Source organism: Clostridium porci, from assembly GCF_009696375.1.
GTDB classification, from domain to species: Bacteria; Bacillota; Clostridia; order Lachnospirales; family Lachnospiraceae; genus Enterocloster; species Enterocloster porci.
Genome location: NZ_VUMD01000005.1, coordinates 212,573 through 227,448, shown reverse-complemented (window position 1 = coordinate 227,448; position 14,876 = coordinate 212,573). Strand labels below are relative to the sequence as shown.

General features: G+C 46.2%; 13 protein-coding genes. 6 read left to right on the top strand and 7 right to left on the bottom strand.

Features of this window, described 5'->3' with window-relative positions:
- Window positions 1-17: 17 nt before the first annotated feature.
- Window positions 18-620 carry a rubrerythrin gene (rbr, locus tag FYJ39_RS07610; RefSeq protein WP_154471855.1) on the bottom strand — a complete coding sequence of 201 codons (603 nt, stop codon included), beginning with the start codon at window positions 618-620 and terminating at the stop codon, window positions 18-20.
- 163 nt (window positions 621-783) lie between these two features.
- On the opposite strand from rbr, the gene FYJ39_RS07605 reads away from it, so the two are divergent.
- The 4 genes from FYJ39_RS07605 (at window position 784) to FYJ39_RS07590 (ending at window position 4,908) form a co-directional block, all read left to right on the top strand.
- Complete coding sequence (locus FYJ39_RS07605) at window positions 784-1,170, top strand: helix-turn-helix domain-containing protein (RefSeq protein ID WP_154471854.1); 387 nt, start codon at window positions 784-786, stop codon at window positions 1,168-1,170.
- Between the two features lie 459 nt (window positions 1,171-1,629).
- Entirely contained in the window at window positions 1,630-3,945 is a 2,316-nt protein-coding gene (locus tag FYJ39_RS07600) for a diguanylate cyclase domain-containing protein (RefSeq protein ID WP_154471853.1), read from the top strand.
- 214 nt (window positions 3,946-4,159) lie between these two features.
- On the top strand, window positions 4,160-4,675 hold the full coding sequence (locus FYJ39_RS07595; protein ID WP_154471852.1) for a hypothetical protein: 516 nt from the start codon (window positions 4,160-4,162) through the stop codon (window positions 4,673-4,675).
- Window positions 4,672-4,908, top strand: coding sequence for a hypothetical protein (locus tag FYJ39_RS07590; RefSeq protein WP_154471851.1), 237 nt, complete (start codon window positions 4,672-4,674; stop codon window positions 4,906-4,908). The genes FYJ39_RS07595 and FYJ39_RS07590 overlap by 4 nt, the downstream gene beginning before the upstream one ends.
- Before the next feature lie 68 nt (window positions 4,909-4,976).
- Here FYJ39_RS07590 and FYJ39_RS07585 read toward each other — a convergent pair whose 3' ends face one another.
- The 4 genes from FYJ39_RS07585 to FYJ39_RS07570 form a co-directional block, all read right to left on the bottom strand.
- Window positions 4,977-6,458 carry a serine hydrolase gene (locus tag FYJ39_RS07585; RefSeq protein ID WP_154471850.1) on the bottom strand — a complete coding sequence of 494 codons (1,482 nt, stop codon included), beginning with the start codon at window positions 6,456-6,458 and terminating at the stop codon, window positions 4,977-4,979.
- A gap of 154 nt (window positions 6,459-6,612) precedes the next feature.
- Window positions 6,613-7,650: an NUDIX domain-containing protein gene (locus FYJ39_RS07580; RefSeq protein WP_195840395.1), complete on the bottom strand. Its 1,038-nt coding sequence runs from the start codon at window positions 7,648-7,650 to the stop codon at window positions 6,613-6,615.
- A gap of 177 nt (window positions 7,651-7,827) precedes the next feature.
- Entirely contained in the window at window positions 7,828-9,282 is a 1,455-nt protein-coding gene (gene guaB / locus FYJ39_RS07575) for an IMP dehydrogenase (RefSeq protein ID WP_154471849.1), read from the bottom strand.
- Between the two features lie 216 nt (window positions 9,283-9,498).
- On the bottom strand, window positions 9,499-10,008 hold the full coding sequence (locus tag FYJ39_RS07570; protein ID WP_154471848.1) for a DUF6106 family protein: 510 nt from the start codon (window positions 10,006-10,008) through the stop codon (window positions 9,499-9,501).
- A 191-nt stretch (window positions 10,009-10,199) separates the two neighbouring features.
- Between FYJ39_RS07570 and FYJ39_RS07565 the strand changes: the two genes are divergently transcribed.
- Entirely contained in the window at window positions 10,200-10,433 is a 234-nt protein-coding gene (locus tag FYJ39_RS07565; protein WP_154471847.1) for a FeoA family protein, read from the top strand.
- Between the two features lie 50 nt (window positions 10,434-10,483).
- Window positions 10,484-12,628, top strand: coding sequence for a ferrous iron transport protein B (feoB, locus tag FYJ39_RS07560; protein ID WP_154471902.1), 2,145 nt, complete (start codon window positions 10,484-10,486; stop codon window positions 12,626-12,628).
- A 186-nt stretch (window positions 12,629-12,814) separates the two neighbouring features.
- Here the strand turns inward: feoB and groL are convergent, their stop codons facing one another.
- Together groL and FYJ39_RS07550 are read right to left on the bottom strand one after the other, a co-directional pair.
- Entirely contained in the window at window positions 12,815-14,437 is a 1,623-nt protein-coding gene (gene groL / locus FYJ39_RS07555) for a chaperonin GroEL (protein WP_154471846.1), read from the bottom strand.
- Window positions 14,438-14,485: 48 nt separating this feature from the next.
- A complete protein-coding gene (locus FYJ39_RS07550) occupies window positions 14,486-14,770 on the bottom strand; it encodes a co-chaperone GroES (protein ID WP_154471845.1) in 285 nt (94 codons plus the stop codon).
- Window positions 14,771-14,876 lie beyond the last annotated feature (106 nt).

Sequence of the window (14,876 nt, the reverse complement as noted above, 5' to 3'; positions counted from 1 at the left end):
TATAAACCCTAATGCCCTTACTGCGCTTTCAAGTGCCAGGGAGCCAGCTCAGAACTTGCAAAATTTCCCTGGTCATGATGGCATACAGGACAAAACTGAGGAGCAGACTTCCCTTCATATATATAACCGCAGTTTGTGCAAATCCAGACCGTTTTCTGCTCACGGGCATAAAGCTTTCCGTCCCCCAGCAAATCTGCCAGATGCTTAAAGCGGTTTCCATGGGTCTTTTCAATCTCTGCGATCATACGAAAAGCCGCCGCTATTTTAGGGAAGCCTTCCTTCTCTGCTACATCCCCGAAGGATTGATACACCACATCAGCCTCCTCATACTCGTTGTGGGCAGCAGCCCTTAACTGCGCCAGCGTATTTTCCTCCAAGTCCACCGGATAACCTCCGTCTATGAATATGGTTTCCTTATCCAGGGATTTTAAAAAATCATAGAATATCTCAGCATGCTCCTTCTCCTGATCAGCCGTATACTTGAAAATCTGCTCCAGGGCAGGCATTTTCTGCTTGTGTGCCAGCCCTGCCGCAAAGGTATAGCGGTTCCTTGCCTGGCTTTCTCCCGCAAAGGCACGCATCAAATTTTTTGCTGTCTCGCTTGTCTTAAAATCTATCATAGCAGCTCCTCCTTGAGATTTCAATTCATATTCTATTTTACTATTCCCTGGAATGGTTTCTTTTATTCCCATTGTTCCCATTCTTTCTTGTATTTCCAAGCCTCTCATGCTATAATCCAGTTATTGATAATGAGGACACTTATAACAAAGGAGGAAACCGCTCATGATCCGCTACGACCGCCTATGGGCTACGATGGCAGCCAAGGGCCTGACCCAATACCGTTTAATTAAGAAATACAACTTCAGCGCCGGCCAGATTGGACGTCTGAAAAAGAACATGCATGTCTCTACCCACACCCTGGACACTCTGTGCTCCATTCTGGGATGCGGCATCAGTGACATCCTCGAATACATCCCTGAGGGCCTTACCGAGGCAGAGGAGCTTCCCGGCAAAAAGCTCTCTAAGGGATCAGACGAGGCTCCTTCCAAGCAGAAAAAAAATGTCTCCTCCAAAGACAGCAAGTCCAAGAAAGCCTCCAAATCCAAGAAAAATAATAAAAAAGCTGCCAAGGAAAGCAAAAAAGGAAAGGACGGCAAGAAACATAAATAAATATCTGCATTTTGGAAGCACAGACAGTACGCAGCATAGGCGCCAGACCTAAGATTAATATCCATGACCTTTTCCTGTGCTGTGATAAGCTAAGAATACATTCACGGGAGATGGGGCAAGGTTATATCAAAAATAGCGGCTTTGTTCCTGCTGATTGTTAGAAATTCCTTCAGATTCTTTGTGAGCTAATTCTGTTTTCCCCAAGCGATCTGCGCTCAATTTTGCATACATAAAAGCCTATCCAATCAGTCCTTTGCCGAAGCTTCCAGCTACCAGAGCCTCCTCGGAAATATTAAGAAAATAGTATGGTATTTACACGGTATTTCGGGTATAATAAAGCCAGGGCCAGGAACGCATAAAGCCGGTTTGAGGAACGCATCTTCCAGACAAGCGCCTGTTCTGTGTGCCCCAGCTATAGCTGGATACTTAAGAACTACCGGGCATAAAGGAGGATTACCGATGAATAGGCCAATCATAAATGACACTGCAGCAGCTCCTCCCTTGGATGAGACAACGGCCCGTCTGCCCCGACTGAACGAACTATCCATATCCATGGGTATCCTGCATATGATTCTTGATGAAGCCTGCCAGGCACTATTTCTCAACGATTACCTTATTTCTGAATTGGGGTATGAGAGCTGGCATGATTTAACCTGCTCTACAGGAGGCTCATTCCTTTCCTGTATTCACCCGGAAGATGTAAATTTTTTCCAGAGCTATCTCACATCCTTAAGAAAGCTCCGCCATAAAAACAGCTGCACATGCCGGCTGCGCAGCAAAAGCGGTGAATTTCTATGGTTTGAAATCGTCGCCTCTCTTTCTGTCGATTATAATAAAGAATTTGCAACCTGCTTTTGTATCAACATTTCCCAATCTGTTAAGCAGCAGCAAGACGAAGAAAAAGCATTTGCCGTCTTACGTGAAGAACTGGAGACCATTATGAGCAGTATGCTGGGAGGCCTCCAGGCTTCCCGGAATACGAAAGAAAATCCTTTAGACTGCATGTCTGTATTAAAAGAAGCGGTTCAACTGTTTCAAATTGTTGTTGGGAGTACCAATAAGATCATTGCAAAGTACGATTTTAAAGAAGATCGGTTTATACCGGTTGGAAGCTCTTCCAAAGAATTTTTTTCAAAATTACCTGGCCCGCTGACTCTAAATAGACTTATGGAATCGAACATGATCTCCTCAGAAAGCATGAAAAAAATGCATGTCCTGTTAGACCAGATGAGCCGTGGAATTCCCAAAGGGGAAATGAATATTAGAGTGCTGAGCGCCCAGGGCCTGTGGCAATGGTATCACTGCGCCTATACAACCGTCTTTGATATTAACTATCTGCCTGTGTACTCTATAATTTTTTGCGAAAATATCACAACTATACACGAAAACGAACTTGCATCCCGGCGCTTCTTTGATTATATGAAGGTCGGAACCCGAAAAATTGTTATTAATCTGGAATATAATTTAACATTGGATACCTTCGAACGAAGCCATGGAGCAATTCCCAGCTGTTATGCAGACGCATTTACCAAATCCTACACAGAGGCCTTTGAACGGATGAGCCAGGACGTCCTTCCTAAATACAGAAACCGGTTCCGAAGCTGTTTTCTTCTTGACAATCTCCTGGAACGGTTTGAGAAAGGAATCAATTATGAAGTAAACGAATTTATGATAACCTTTGGAGGAGAACCCGTCTGGATACGTGTACTTTATCAGATTTTAAAAGACCCGCTTACTTCTTTTATGAACATCTGGATTTCCTGCCGGGACATTCAGGCAGAAAAGCAGACAGAGCTCAAGCTGGTAGAAATGGCAAGAATTGATGAAGTTACCGGAATTTCCAACCGCGCGGCCCTGATGGAACGAGTGATGAACCGGCCTGAGGCTTCTATCAGAGAAATGAGCTGGGCAATCGTGATGCTGGATGTAGATGGCTTTGGCCGGGTAAATGATATTCTTGGCCATGCTTACGGAGACAGTGTTCTAAAAGATATTGCCCAGACACTCAAGCTGGTCATTGCTCCTGAAGATCTTGTTGCCCGCATCGGGGGAGATGAATTTGTTATCTATGTCAATGATTTTTCCGATCTCGACGCCGCTAAAGAGCGGCTGAGAATCATCCTTGCCGCCGTATACAGAGAACTGAAAACAGGAATTAAGGTTTCTATCAGCGCTGGTGTCGCATTCTGTCCTTGTGACGGAAACAATTTTGAAACTCTGTATGAAAAAGCGGATATTGCTCTGTACCATGCAAAGCTGACTGGACGCAACAAATATGTAATATACAACAACAGTATGCAAAAGATAGACGGCAGCACAATGATTACCCCGATTGATGAAGCTATTTCACCAAATACAGGGGTATACATTCGCACCTTCGGCTATTTTGAGGTTTTCCTCAACGGAGAGGCGATACCTATTCAAAATGTAAAGGCCAAAGAGCTGCTCGCTCTGTTGGTGGATCGGCGCGGCGGCTTTGTGTCTCCTGGAGACATCATCTCCTGCCTGTGGGAAAATGAACCAGTGAATAAGGTTACGCTGGCTCGGTGCCGTAAAGTCATTATGCTTTTACGAAATGCCCTTAGCGAGTATAACCTTGAGGATTTAATCGAGTCCAAAAAGGGGTTGAGACGGCTCAATACCGGCATGGCGCATTGTGATTTGTATAATTATCTGTCCGGGAAGCCAGAGTATGCCCATTTATTTAATGGAGTGTATATGCTCAATTATAGTTGGGGAGAATTAATGCTTTCTGAATTAAAAACATGTCAATAAGTCTGCCGCAAAACAAGGGAGTGCTGCATAGTAATGCAGCACTCCTTTCTCCATATATAAATTTTTCTACCTCCTATCCGAAAAATTCCTTATGGAACGATTAAGGAACGTTGTGGAGAGGCAAATGGAACGCTGTTTATTTTATAATCAAAGTAAGTATTTGTAACTTCAAAATAGGCGTTTATACAGTTATATAATGGAGGGAGAAATCGCGTTGAAAACGCATACCATCGCCGGAATAGAGGCAGTGATCGATGACATAGCAACAAGAGATTTATACAGCTCCTATGTGGCAAAAGAAAGTGAGGAAGCGGGGCTTCTTAATTTTAGAAAAAACCTCCTGAGGCAGCACGCTCTTTTTGAAGAGTATTTTAAGCCCTTAGGGATTGATCCGAAAAAAGTCCAGAATATATCCGTGATTGAAATAGACCCTTTTGCGCAGCGAATTATGTATTACGGCGAATATCCTGTAATTGGCACAATTAGTGTGGAAAGTGAACGAATATTAAATGATCCGGATCTTTGCCAGTCAGAAAAAACCTCATTTGGATGCGAATTGAATTATACCATGGATACTCAAAAAAATGAGGAATGTCTTGCAATCAGCTTTTGTGTCTATTTTCCGTGGCTTTTTGATGATAAACCGATCCAGATACCAAAGTACATCAATCAGGTAGTTTTACCGGACATAAAGAACTCTAAAAATATTCAGGGAGGCAAAGAACCATGAAAAAAAGCAAAGCTGACAGAATTCTTAAAAAAATTGCAGCTCAAAACGGTGTCACCGTATCTGAAGTACGCCGCGAAATCGAGCTGGCGCTGAAGGCCGGAATGGATAATCCGGACCCTGCAGTGCGGGAAAAATGGAATTCTATCAGCACTGACGGGCAGCTTCCTTCTCCAGAAGAAGCCCTGAGCTACTTAGAAGATCAACTCCCTCTGTCCAGGCAGCATCTGCCATAAGCAAATGTACAGCAAAGAGCTGCCCAAACCTCAAAGCCAAGGGGCTTGCCGCAAGGCTTATTTATAATTTACTGGCATACCCCGTTCTCATCCACTCTATAACCGTCAGGCGTAGTTGTATTCACAAGCATGGCTCCGTCCGCTCCCAGGTAAAACCATTTTCCAGTCTGCTCCACCTGCTCCCACTGGTTTCTTGCCATGGCTCCATTGGAGCGCAGAAAATACCATATTCCGTCTATTTGACGCCAGCCTTTCGCCATGTAGGCATTGGAGTCAAACCAGTAACTGATGCCGTCTATGGTCTGCCACTCATTCGCTGCTTTCTCTCCGTTTTCCTTTATGTAATACCATCCATAGCTGTCCTGTACCCAGCCCTGATGGGCAGCTGCTCCTGGCCCTATATTGCCTAAAGCACCTAAGGAAGCGGAACCAAGGGAGCCTTCTGCCTTGATCGCTCCTGCCCTTACCAGCTCATATCCATAATCCAACAGCGCTTTTGTGTCTGTGTAGTGGGTGGATTTGCTCTTCATCACCACTGCTATCAACCTCACTCCGTCCCTCTCCGCCACAGTCACCAATGTATTTCCTGCCTTGGAGGTATATCCGGTTTTACCGCCTATGGCTCCCTCGTAATACCTGGAATCCTTAGGATTGAGCATTTTGTGGCTCATAGTTACCGTAAGTCCAGATGGATTTTTGATGGTTTTAGGTAAGGTGTAGCTCTGGGTGGAGGCTATGGTTCTTACAATATCATTATTAAAAGCCGCCCTGGCAATTAACGCCATATCCCGTGGGGTTGTATAATGGTTGGCATCGTTAAGGCCGTGAGGATTTGTGAAATGGGTATTGGTGCATCCCAAAGAGGCCGCCTTCTCATTCATCAGCTGGGCAAAGGCCTGGTTGCTTCCTGCCACAGCCTCTGCCAAAGCGTTTCCTACCTCATTGGCAGATTTCAGCAGCAGCGCATAAAGGCATTGGCGCACAGTCAGCTCATCTCCCGCTGTCATATTAATAGAGACTGCTCCTGCCTCCAGGTTCGTAGTAGCCTCAGCGGAAAAGGTCACGCTGGAATCCAGATTTAAACGTTCTGCCACCAGAAGGGCTGTCATCAGCTTAGTAATGCTGGCAGGGTAAAACTGCTTGTCCCCGTTTTTTGAAAAAAGGACAGTCCCTGTGGAAGCCTCCATGAGAACAGCCCCCTCCGACATAACAACAGGCTTTTGAACAGATACACCTGCGTCCAGATTGACAGATACACCTCTTTCAGCTGTATTGGTATATCGACTGACTGTACTTCCCTGATCCTTCTGGTACATCCCGTCTCCAGAAGGCGTCTGTGAAACCTTTGAACCGGGGACTGTATTTTTAGAGCTTCCGGGGCCTTGGGAGCGCTCTGCTTCAGTAAAATTAGAGCTTCCCGGCTGAAAGGATGCTACTTTGCTCTCATCCAGGGGAGTAATCGTGATTGGTTGACCATAAGCAATGGTATTTAACGCAAGAACGCTGCTGGTACATATACAAAGAAATGATTTCCATATTCTCAATCTCATACTATAATTTCTCCTGCCCTTATTCTTATGTTCTCATATATATATCCTCATAAGCTGCAGCACAATTCAACCGGCTGCATAAGCAGTATAAGTATAACACATAACCCCTCAGCAAACATCTTACAATTTTTATAAATTCTCTCTTTCTTTTCTCCTAAATCCCCCTTCCCTTTTCTTGCAAATAGCCTTTCACCAGCTCCAGCTCATCTACATACAGACAGTTAGGCAGAGTCCCCTCCTCTACTGCATCCATGCAGTCCTCAAGCCCCATCCATCTGACAGCCTCCACCTCCTCCGTCTGTAGTAAAAGCTTCTGAATATCCACCGGCTTACGGTATACATAAACCCTGCTGTACTCACTGTTCTTAAACATTCTGCCGTTAAATGCTTCTTCCATATAGCCTTTGTGTACTCCTACATACTCCAGCTCCTTCTCTGAAGCAATGATTCCAAGCTCCTCCTCCAGCTCTCTTAAGGCTGTAGGCAGAAAATCCTCTCCTGCCTGGACATGTCCTGCTGCGGATATATCATAGCAGCCCGGATACGCATCCTTACAGGATGCCCGTTTTTGAAGGAGAAGATCATAGGTTCCATCTTCCCTCTCCCGTACAATCCAGATGTGAGCTGTTCCATGGGTATCTCCATCCATATGAACCATCCCCCGTTCTCTCACCCTTCCGGTAATTTCCCCCGTTTCATCTCGGATATCCAAAAGCTCCATAGTCCTTCCCTCCAGAACCGCCTCTAACAGTCTGTCGCCCTGATAGGACAGCTTCAATGAGAAAAAAGGAACCTCCTCATTCATCAGCCGGAAAAAAATCTTGTCCCCCTCCCAGAGATTCAATTTCAGCACATCCTCCTTCTTCACCCATTCCAGCACGCCCTCATTGCAGGGAATCAGCTCTCCTTCATATTGGTCCGCAGTATACAGACACATATACTCTGTATTCCAGCCCTGGCACATAAAGGTAATCAATCCCCGGAACCTCCAGGAGGTCAGTGTAAGCCCCGTCTCCTCCTTTACCTCCCGTAGAAGACAATCCTCAGGGCTTTCATTTTCCTCAAAATGCCCTCCTATTCCGATCCATTTGTCCTTATTCACATCCATCTCCTTGCTGATCCGATGGAGCATCAGATAAGCTCCCTCCTTCTCTATGTAGCAGAGGGTAGTCATACAATGCTTCTTTTCCATATTTCCCGCTTCCTTTCTCCCATACCGCTGTCCCTCCTTTGGATTTACAGCGTCTGTCCTAAACCTATCTGCACAACCTGGCAAACGCTTTTTAAAACCTATTTGTCCTTGCCGTAATCATCTAAAAATACCCGCTAAACCTATCGTTCTGCGGGTACTATTATAAATCATTTGCTCTTATTCTTCAATTGAATAGTTGGGGGCCTCCTTTGTAATATGAATATCATGGGGATGGCTCTCCTTCAAAGATGCAGCCGAAATCTTTACAAACCGCCCGGTTTCCTGAAGAGTGGGTATATCCTTAGCTCCGCAGTATCCCATACCGGAACGGAGTCCCCCCAGGAACTGAAATACGGTATCCTCCACCATGCCCTTGTAAGCTACCCGGCCCTCTACGCCTTCCGGAACCAGCTTCTTCGCATCCGTCTGGAAATAGCGATCCTTGCTTCCGTTCTCCATAGCTGAGATGGAACCCATGCCGCGGTAGACCTTATACTTCCGTCCCTGGTACAGCTCAAATGTACCTGGGCTCTCGTCGCATCCCGCAAAAATGCTTCCCATCATACACACGCTTCCGCCTGCCGCGATAGCCTTGGTCACATCACCGGAATACTTAATGCCGCCATCCGCTATAATCGGCACTCCATACTCCTTTGCCACCTTATAGCAGTCCATAACTGCGGATATCTGGGGAACACCGATACCAGCAACCACACGGGTAGTGCAGATGGAACCAGGTCCGATACCAACCTTGACCGAATCAGCGCCAGCCTCAATCAAAGCCCTGGTAGCTTCGGCAGTAGCTACATTTCCCGCTACCACCTGCACCTCCGGAAATGCTTCCTTAATCATTCTTACGCAGCGGATCACATTCTCAGAATGACCATGGGCGGAATCCAGGACAATCACATCCACCTTGGCCTTTACCAGAGCCGCCACACGCTCCAGCACATTGGCTGTGATACCCACGGCCGCGCCGCAGAGCAGTCTTCCCTGTCCGTCCTTTGCGGACAGCGGGTACTTAATCTGCTTCTCAATATCCTTGATGGTAATGAGTCCTTTCAGGTTAAAATCGTTATCTACTATAGGCAGCTTCTCAACCCTGGCCTTTGCCAGAATCGCCTTCGCCTCCTTAAGGGTAACCCCCTCCTTGGCAGTAACCAGATTCCTGGTGGTCATACACTCTTTAATTGGCCTGTCAAAATCCTCCTCAAACTTCAAATCGCGGTTTGTGATGATGCCAACCAGCCTCTTACCTTCTGTAATAGGTACACCGGAGATACGGAACTTTGACATCAGCTCATTCGCATCCTTAAGGGTGTGCTCCGGTGAAAGGAAAAAGGGGTCTGTAATCACACCGTTCTCAGAGCGCTTTACCCTGTCCACCTCCTCTGCCTGGGCTTCAATGGACATATTCTTATGGATAATGCCAATCCCCCCCTGCCTTGCCATAGCGATAGCCATGCGATGCTCAGTAACCGTATCCATACCTGCGCTCATCAGCGGAATATTAAGCTTAATTTTCTTGGTAAGGTTCGTGGTAAGATCCACCTGATTCGGAATCACTTCCGAATAAGCTGGCACCAAAAGCACATCATCAAAGGTAATTCCTTCGCCGATAATTGTACCCATCAATATTTCCTCTCTTTCTGCGTGTCTGCCTGTGATTGGTTCGATAAACATATACTATAAAATACGAATATATAAGACAGGAATCAGACTTTCTGATTCTTATTAGTATCTTATACTAGCAAATTTTAACTTGCTTGTCAAATCAATTTAAACGGAAATATTCATTGTATTTACTTATGGCGTTTATCAGCTCTCCTAATAGTGAGGGTACTTTCTTTACTGGCTCAAAACCTTCCGGGGAAGGCTCCGTTTCATAGCCCCAAGCATCTTCTCGTTGGGCTCCAATATTACCTTAGTAGTATCCGGACCTTTTTGAAAAATAAGGGCGTATGGCCTGCTTCCCGGCCGGCAGGAGGAGCAATTTACTACCTTCATGCCAGCTTTTTCATAATCCTTAAGGCTATAGGAATCAGCAGGAGCTACCACCATTACCTCCTCCCTTTCACATTCCAGCACCTTTTTCCTTCTGGCCTTCCCCAAAATGCGATCCACAGACAATCCTCCGTCTGCAAAGAGGTACTCGTACTCCACATTCAGATTCAAAAACAAATAATAAGTAGCTCCAAATACCAGAATCACAATTATAATCCCAAACATTCCTAAAAAACCGGTAAATGCCGCCACAACTGATAGCATGCTTAAACAAAGCATGCCTATCTTAACAAAAAAACCATAGGCCGGTTCCTTCCGCTTAACAAGCCATTCTACATAATTACTTTCACCCATTGCTTTTCTCCTGTTCCCATCATCCTTAATTATACCAATCTATACCTTTATAACTATAACACAATTCCCTTTATTTTTCTACATCATTAATTTATACAGGCCTGCCTGGCACCTTTCACCGGCTGTCGCAATACAATATCAATAAGAACAAAAGATTCCTGTAACAGGAATTGCAGTAAGGAGCAGGCTTTATGAATGAAATCCGCTGTCTATGCGATATAGAACCGGGGCAGAAAGCCCGGATAAAAAAGCTCACCTCCAACGGCAGCATGCGCCGCCGCCTGCTGGACATTGGTCTGGTAGAAAACACGGAGGTGGTATGCCTTGGAAAAAGCCCTATGGGAGATCCCAAGGCTTATCTGATCCGGGGAGCCGTTATCGCCATACGTTCCGAGGATTGCCAGGGCATCCTGGTATATGAATAATCCCTCGGAAGGAAGCAATGCAGGAAAATCATCTGAAAAAGGAGCAGTATATGGGCCTGACAAAACAATCAGTAGGAATGGGCGCTGTCGATTCCGGGCTGGAAATAAAAAAATTAACACCTCAGGATAAAGTGATTGCTATCGCAGGAAATCCCAATGTAGGAAAAAGCACCCTGTTCAACAACCTGACAGGCATGAATCAGCACACAGGAAACTGGCCTGGAAAAACCGTGACCAACGCTCAGGGATATTGTAAAACGAAACAGCATAGTTACGTGCTGGTAGATATTCCAGGCACCTACTCCCTGATGGCCCACTCTGCGGAAGAGGAGGTTGCCCGCAACTTTATCTGCTTCGGTAAAAGCGACGGAGTGGTGGTAGTCTGCGACGCCACCTGCCTGGAGCGAAATTTAAATCTGGTTCTTCAAACTATGGAAATCTCCAGCCGCGTTCTGGTATGTATAAACCTTCTGGACGAGGCCGGCCGGAAGAACATTACCATCAATCTAAAGCAGTTGTCGGAAAGGCTGGGGGTTCCTGTTGTAGGAACAGTTGCCCGGAGCAGGAAAAGCCTGACCCATTTCCTAGATGAGTTAGATACGCTCACAGACACCCCTGTCCCTTCCGTCTCCTATCAGGTAAAATATCCCCCTCTCATCGAGTCTGCCATCGCTATGGCAGAGCCTGCCATCGCTCATAAGGTGGAGGATCGTATCAGCTCTAGATGGCTTACCTTAAAGCTTTTGGAAGGAGATCCCTCTCTCATAAAAGAACTGGTAGAATACCTGGGTGAGGACATCCTGGAAGCTCCTGATGTAGCCCGCTCACTAGATGATGCCAAAGCCTATCTGGAGGAGCAGGGGCTGCCAGAAGAGCAGCTTAAGGATCAGGTAGTTGCCGCATTAGTCTCTTCTGCCGAAACGCTGTGCAGGGATACGGTACATTTCTCCAAAGCCGGGTACAATGAAGGAGACAGAAAGCTGGATCGGTTCCTGACCAGCCGTTTTACCGGATATCCGGTGATGGTTGGCATGCTGGCCCTGGTGTTCTGGATTACCATTACAGGAGCCAACTATCCCTCCCAGATCCTCTCCCAACTTCTGTTTCAGTTCCAGGATATACTGACAGCTGCATTCACAGCAGCAGGAGCGCCTCCGTGGCTGCACGGCATGGTGGTTCTGGGCGTCTACCGGGTTTTGGCCTGGGTGGTATCCGTTATGCTGCCGCCAATGGCTATTTTCTTCCCCTTGTTTACCCTGTTGGAGGACTCCGGCTACCTGCCCCGAATTGCTTACAATCTGGATAAACCCTTTAAATGCTGCCACGCCTGCGGTAAGCAGGCCTTAACTATGTGTATGGGATTTGGATGCAATGCGGCCGGCATCGTAGGCTGCCGCATCATTGACTCACCCAGAGAACAGCTGATTGCAATGATAACCAATAATTTTGTACCATGTAATGGACGTTTTCCCACTCTAATTGCCATCATTTCCATGTTCTTTGTAGGAGCGGCCAAAGGCCCCCTTCATTCCATCATGTCATCTCTCCTATTGACTGCTTTTATTGTCCTTGGAGTGTGTATGACTTTCTTGGTATCGAGACTTTTGTCTCTGACTGTATTAAAGGGCATGCCCTCCTCCTTTACGCTGGAGCTTCCTCCCTACCGCCGTCCCCAGATCGGAAAGGTAATCCTACGTTCCATCTTTGACCGCACTCTGTTTGTGCTGGGAAGAGCCGTTGTGGTAGCCGCTCCTGCCGGACTTCTAATCTGGTCTATGGCAAATATCCAAGTGGAAGGGATTACGCTGCTTGCCCATTGCTCTAGCTTTTTAAATCCATTGGGAAAGCTTCTGGGCATGGACGGCGTTATTCTTATGGCCTTCATCCTCGGCCTCCCTGCCAATGAGATTGTAATCCCTATCGTTATTATGGCTTATATGGCACAGGGAAGCCTTGTAGAGCTTGAAAGCCTTCCCCAGCTAAAGGAACTGCTTATAAACAACGGGTGGACCTGGATAACCGCTGTCAGCACCATGCTCTTTTCCCTGATGCACTGGCCCTGTACAACCACGCTTCTAACCATCAGGAAAGAGTCAGGCAGTTTAAAGTGGACGGTTATATCCTTTTTAGTTCCTACTATCTGCGGAATTATCATCTGCTTTGCCTTTACCTGTGCAGCGCGTTTGATAATATGAAGTACCTTTTTACAGCTATCCTTTTGCAGTTCTTATATCTCCCATTTCCTAATGCTGCTTTTGCAAATTATCACAGGGACATTCGTTCTATCCCCGGGAATATCCACAGTCTATCTGAAAAAGGGCGGCCCCTGCCGGGAAACCGCCCTTTTCTATCATTCTTACATACAGTTATATTGGGGGGAATTAGTACATACCGCCCATATCAGGTGTTGCAGGCATAGCCGGAGCAGGCTCCTTAATGCTGGCAACTACAGACTCAGTTGTCAGAAGGGTGGACGCAACGCTGGTTGCGTTTTGCAAAGCGCTTCTGGTAACTTTAACTGGGTCGAGGATTCCCGCCTCAATCATGTCTACATATTCTTCCTTATAGGCATCATAGCCAACTCCAACGCTGGATTCCTTTACCTTGTTAACAATTACAGAACCCTCCAGACCTGCATTTGCAACGATATGGAACAGAGGAGCCTCCAATGCCTTCAAGATAATCTTAGCTCCAGTCTTTTCATCACCTTCCAGGCTGTCAACAACTGACTGTACCTTGCTGGCAGCGTGTACATAGGCGGAACCACCCCCTGCAATGATACCTTCCTCAACAGCTGCTCTGGTAGCATTCAAGGCATCCTCCATGCGAAGCTTTGCCTCTTTCATCTCAGTCTCAGTAGCAGCGCCTACACGGATAACGGCTACTCCGCCTGCCAGCTTAGCCAGACGCTCCTGCAATTTCTCTCTGTCGAAGTCAGATGTAGTTTCCTCGATCTGCTTGCGGATCTGAGCAACTCTTGCCGCAATGGTATCCTTATCTCCCATACCATCAACAATAATGGTATTTTCCTTCTGAACCTTTACAGATTTGGCGCGTCCTAACTGCTCAAGTGTCGCATCCTTCAGATCAAGTCCAACCTCCTCGGAGATGACGGTTCCGCCTGTAAGAATAGCAATATCCTGAAGCATTTCTTTTCTTCTGTCGCCGTAGCCCGGAGCCTTGACAGCTACTACATTGAAGGTTCCTCTCAGCTTGTTTACAATCAAAGTGGTAAGAGCCTCTCCCTCTACGTCCTCAGCAATAATGAGCAGTCTGGCGCCCATCTTGACAACCTGCTCTAAGAGAGGAAGGAGATCCTGAATATTGGAAATCTTCTTATCTGTGATGAGCACATACGGATCATCCAGATTAGCCTCCATTTTATCCATATCTGTACACATATAAGCGGACAGATAGCCTCTGTCAAACTGCATACCTTCTACCAAATCAAGCTCGGTAAGCATAGTCTTGGATTCCTCTATCGTGATAACGCCGTCCTTGGAAACCTTCTCCATAGCGTCTGCTACCATTGTTCCAACTTCGTCATCGGAAGCAGAAATTGCGGCTACTCTTGCAATCTGGGATTTACCGTTAATAGGCTTTGACATAGCTTTAATTGCGTCCACAGCAATATCTGTAGCCTTCTTCATACCCTTTCTCAAAACGATTGGGTTAGCCCCAGCAGCCAGGTTTTTCATTCCTTCATTTACCATAGCCTGTGCTAAAACGGTTGCGGTTGTGGTACCGTCGCCGGCTACATCGTTGGTTTTTGAGGCAACCTCCTTAATTAACTGAGCTCCCATGTTCTCATATGGATCCTGAAGCTCGATCTCCTTTGCGATGGTAACGCCATCATTGGTAATTAAAGGCGCTCCAAAGGATTTATCCAGAACTACGTTGCGACCCTTAGGTCCTAATGTTACACGTACAGTATCCGCCAACTGGTTTACACCTGCTTCCAATGCCTTGCGGGCATCCACGCCATATTTAATCTGCTTTGCCATGATAATCAACCTCCAAGTTTATATTCTATAATTTTTTTAATTACAACTTTATTTTACAACTGCTAAAATATCACTCTGCTTAACAATCACATACTTCTCGTCTTCAATCTCCACCTCTGTGCCAGAGTACTTGGAGTAGATAACGTTGTCGCCTTCTTTCACCTGCATGATGATTTCCTTGCCGTCCACCACGCCGCCGGGGCCTACGGCAATAACCTCTGCCTGCTGAGGCTTTTCCTTTGCCGCGCCTGGAAGAACGATACCAGACTTTGTAGTTTCCTCTGCTACTAACTGCTTCAATACTACCTTGTCAAATAATGGTGCTAACTTCATATTAATTCCTCCTTACAACCTGTTCTGTTTTTTCTTTCTTGAATTTTTTACTGGTTCTTTCGTTTGCTCACATACTATGTTATATCACCAGTTATTAGCACTGTCA

Coding starts and splice junctions, on each gene's coding strand:
- FYJ39_RS07585 (WP_154471850.1), bottom strand. CDS start 6,458: ATGAGATTGAGAATATGGAAATCATTTCTTTGTATATGTACCAGCAGC.
- FYJ39_RS07565 (WP_154471847.1), top strand. CDS start 10,200: ATGAATGAAATCCGCTGTCTATGCGATATAGAACCGGGGCAGAAAGCC.
- FYJ39_RS07600 (WP_154471853.1), top strand. CDS start 1,630: ATGAATAGGCCAATCATAAATGACACTGCAGCAGCTCCTCCCTTGGAT.
- FYJ39_RS07550 (WP_154471845.1), bottom strand. CDS start 14,770: ATGAAGTTAGCACCATTATTTGACAAGGTAGTATTGAAGCAGTTAGTA.
- groL (WP_154471846.1), bottom strand. CDS start 14,437: ATGGCAAAGCAGATTAAATATGGCGTGGATGCCCGCAAGGCATTGGAA.
- rbr (WP_154471855.1), bottom strand. CDS start 620: ATGATAGATTTTAAGACAAGCGAGACAGCAAAAAATTTGATGCGTGCC.
- feoB (WP_154471902.1), top strand. CDS start 10,484: ATGGGCCTGACAAAACAATCAGTAGGAATGGGCGCTGTCGATTCCGGG.
- FYJ39_RS07570 (WP_154471848.1), bottom strand. CDS start 10,008: ATGGGTGAAAGTAATTATGTAGAATGGCTTGTTAAGCGGAAGGAACCG.
- guaB (WP_154471849.1), bottom strand. CDS start 9,282: ATGGGTACAATTATCGGCGAAGGAATTACCTTTGATGATGTGCTTTTG.
- FYJ39_RS07590 (WP_154471851.1), top strand. CDS start 4,672: ATGAAAAAAAGCAAAGCTGACAGAATTCTTAAAAAAATTGCAGCTCAA.
- FYJ39_RS07605 (WP_154471854.1), top strand. CDS start 784: ATGATCCGCTACGACCGCCTATGGGCTACGATGGCAGCCAAGGGCCTG.
- FYJ39_RS07580 (WP_195840395.1), bottom strand. CDS start 7,650: ATGGAAAAGAAGCATTGTATGACTACCCTCTGCTACATAGAGAAGGAG.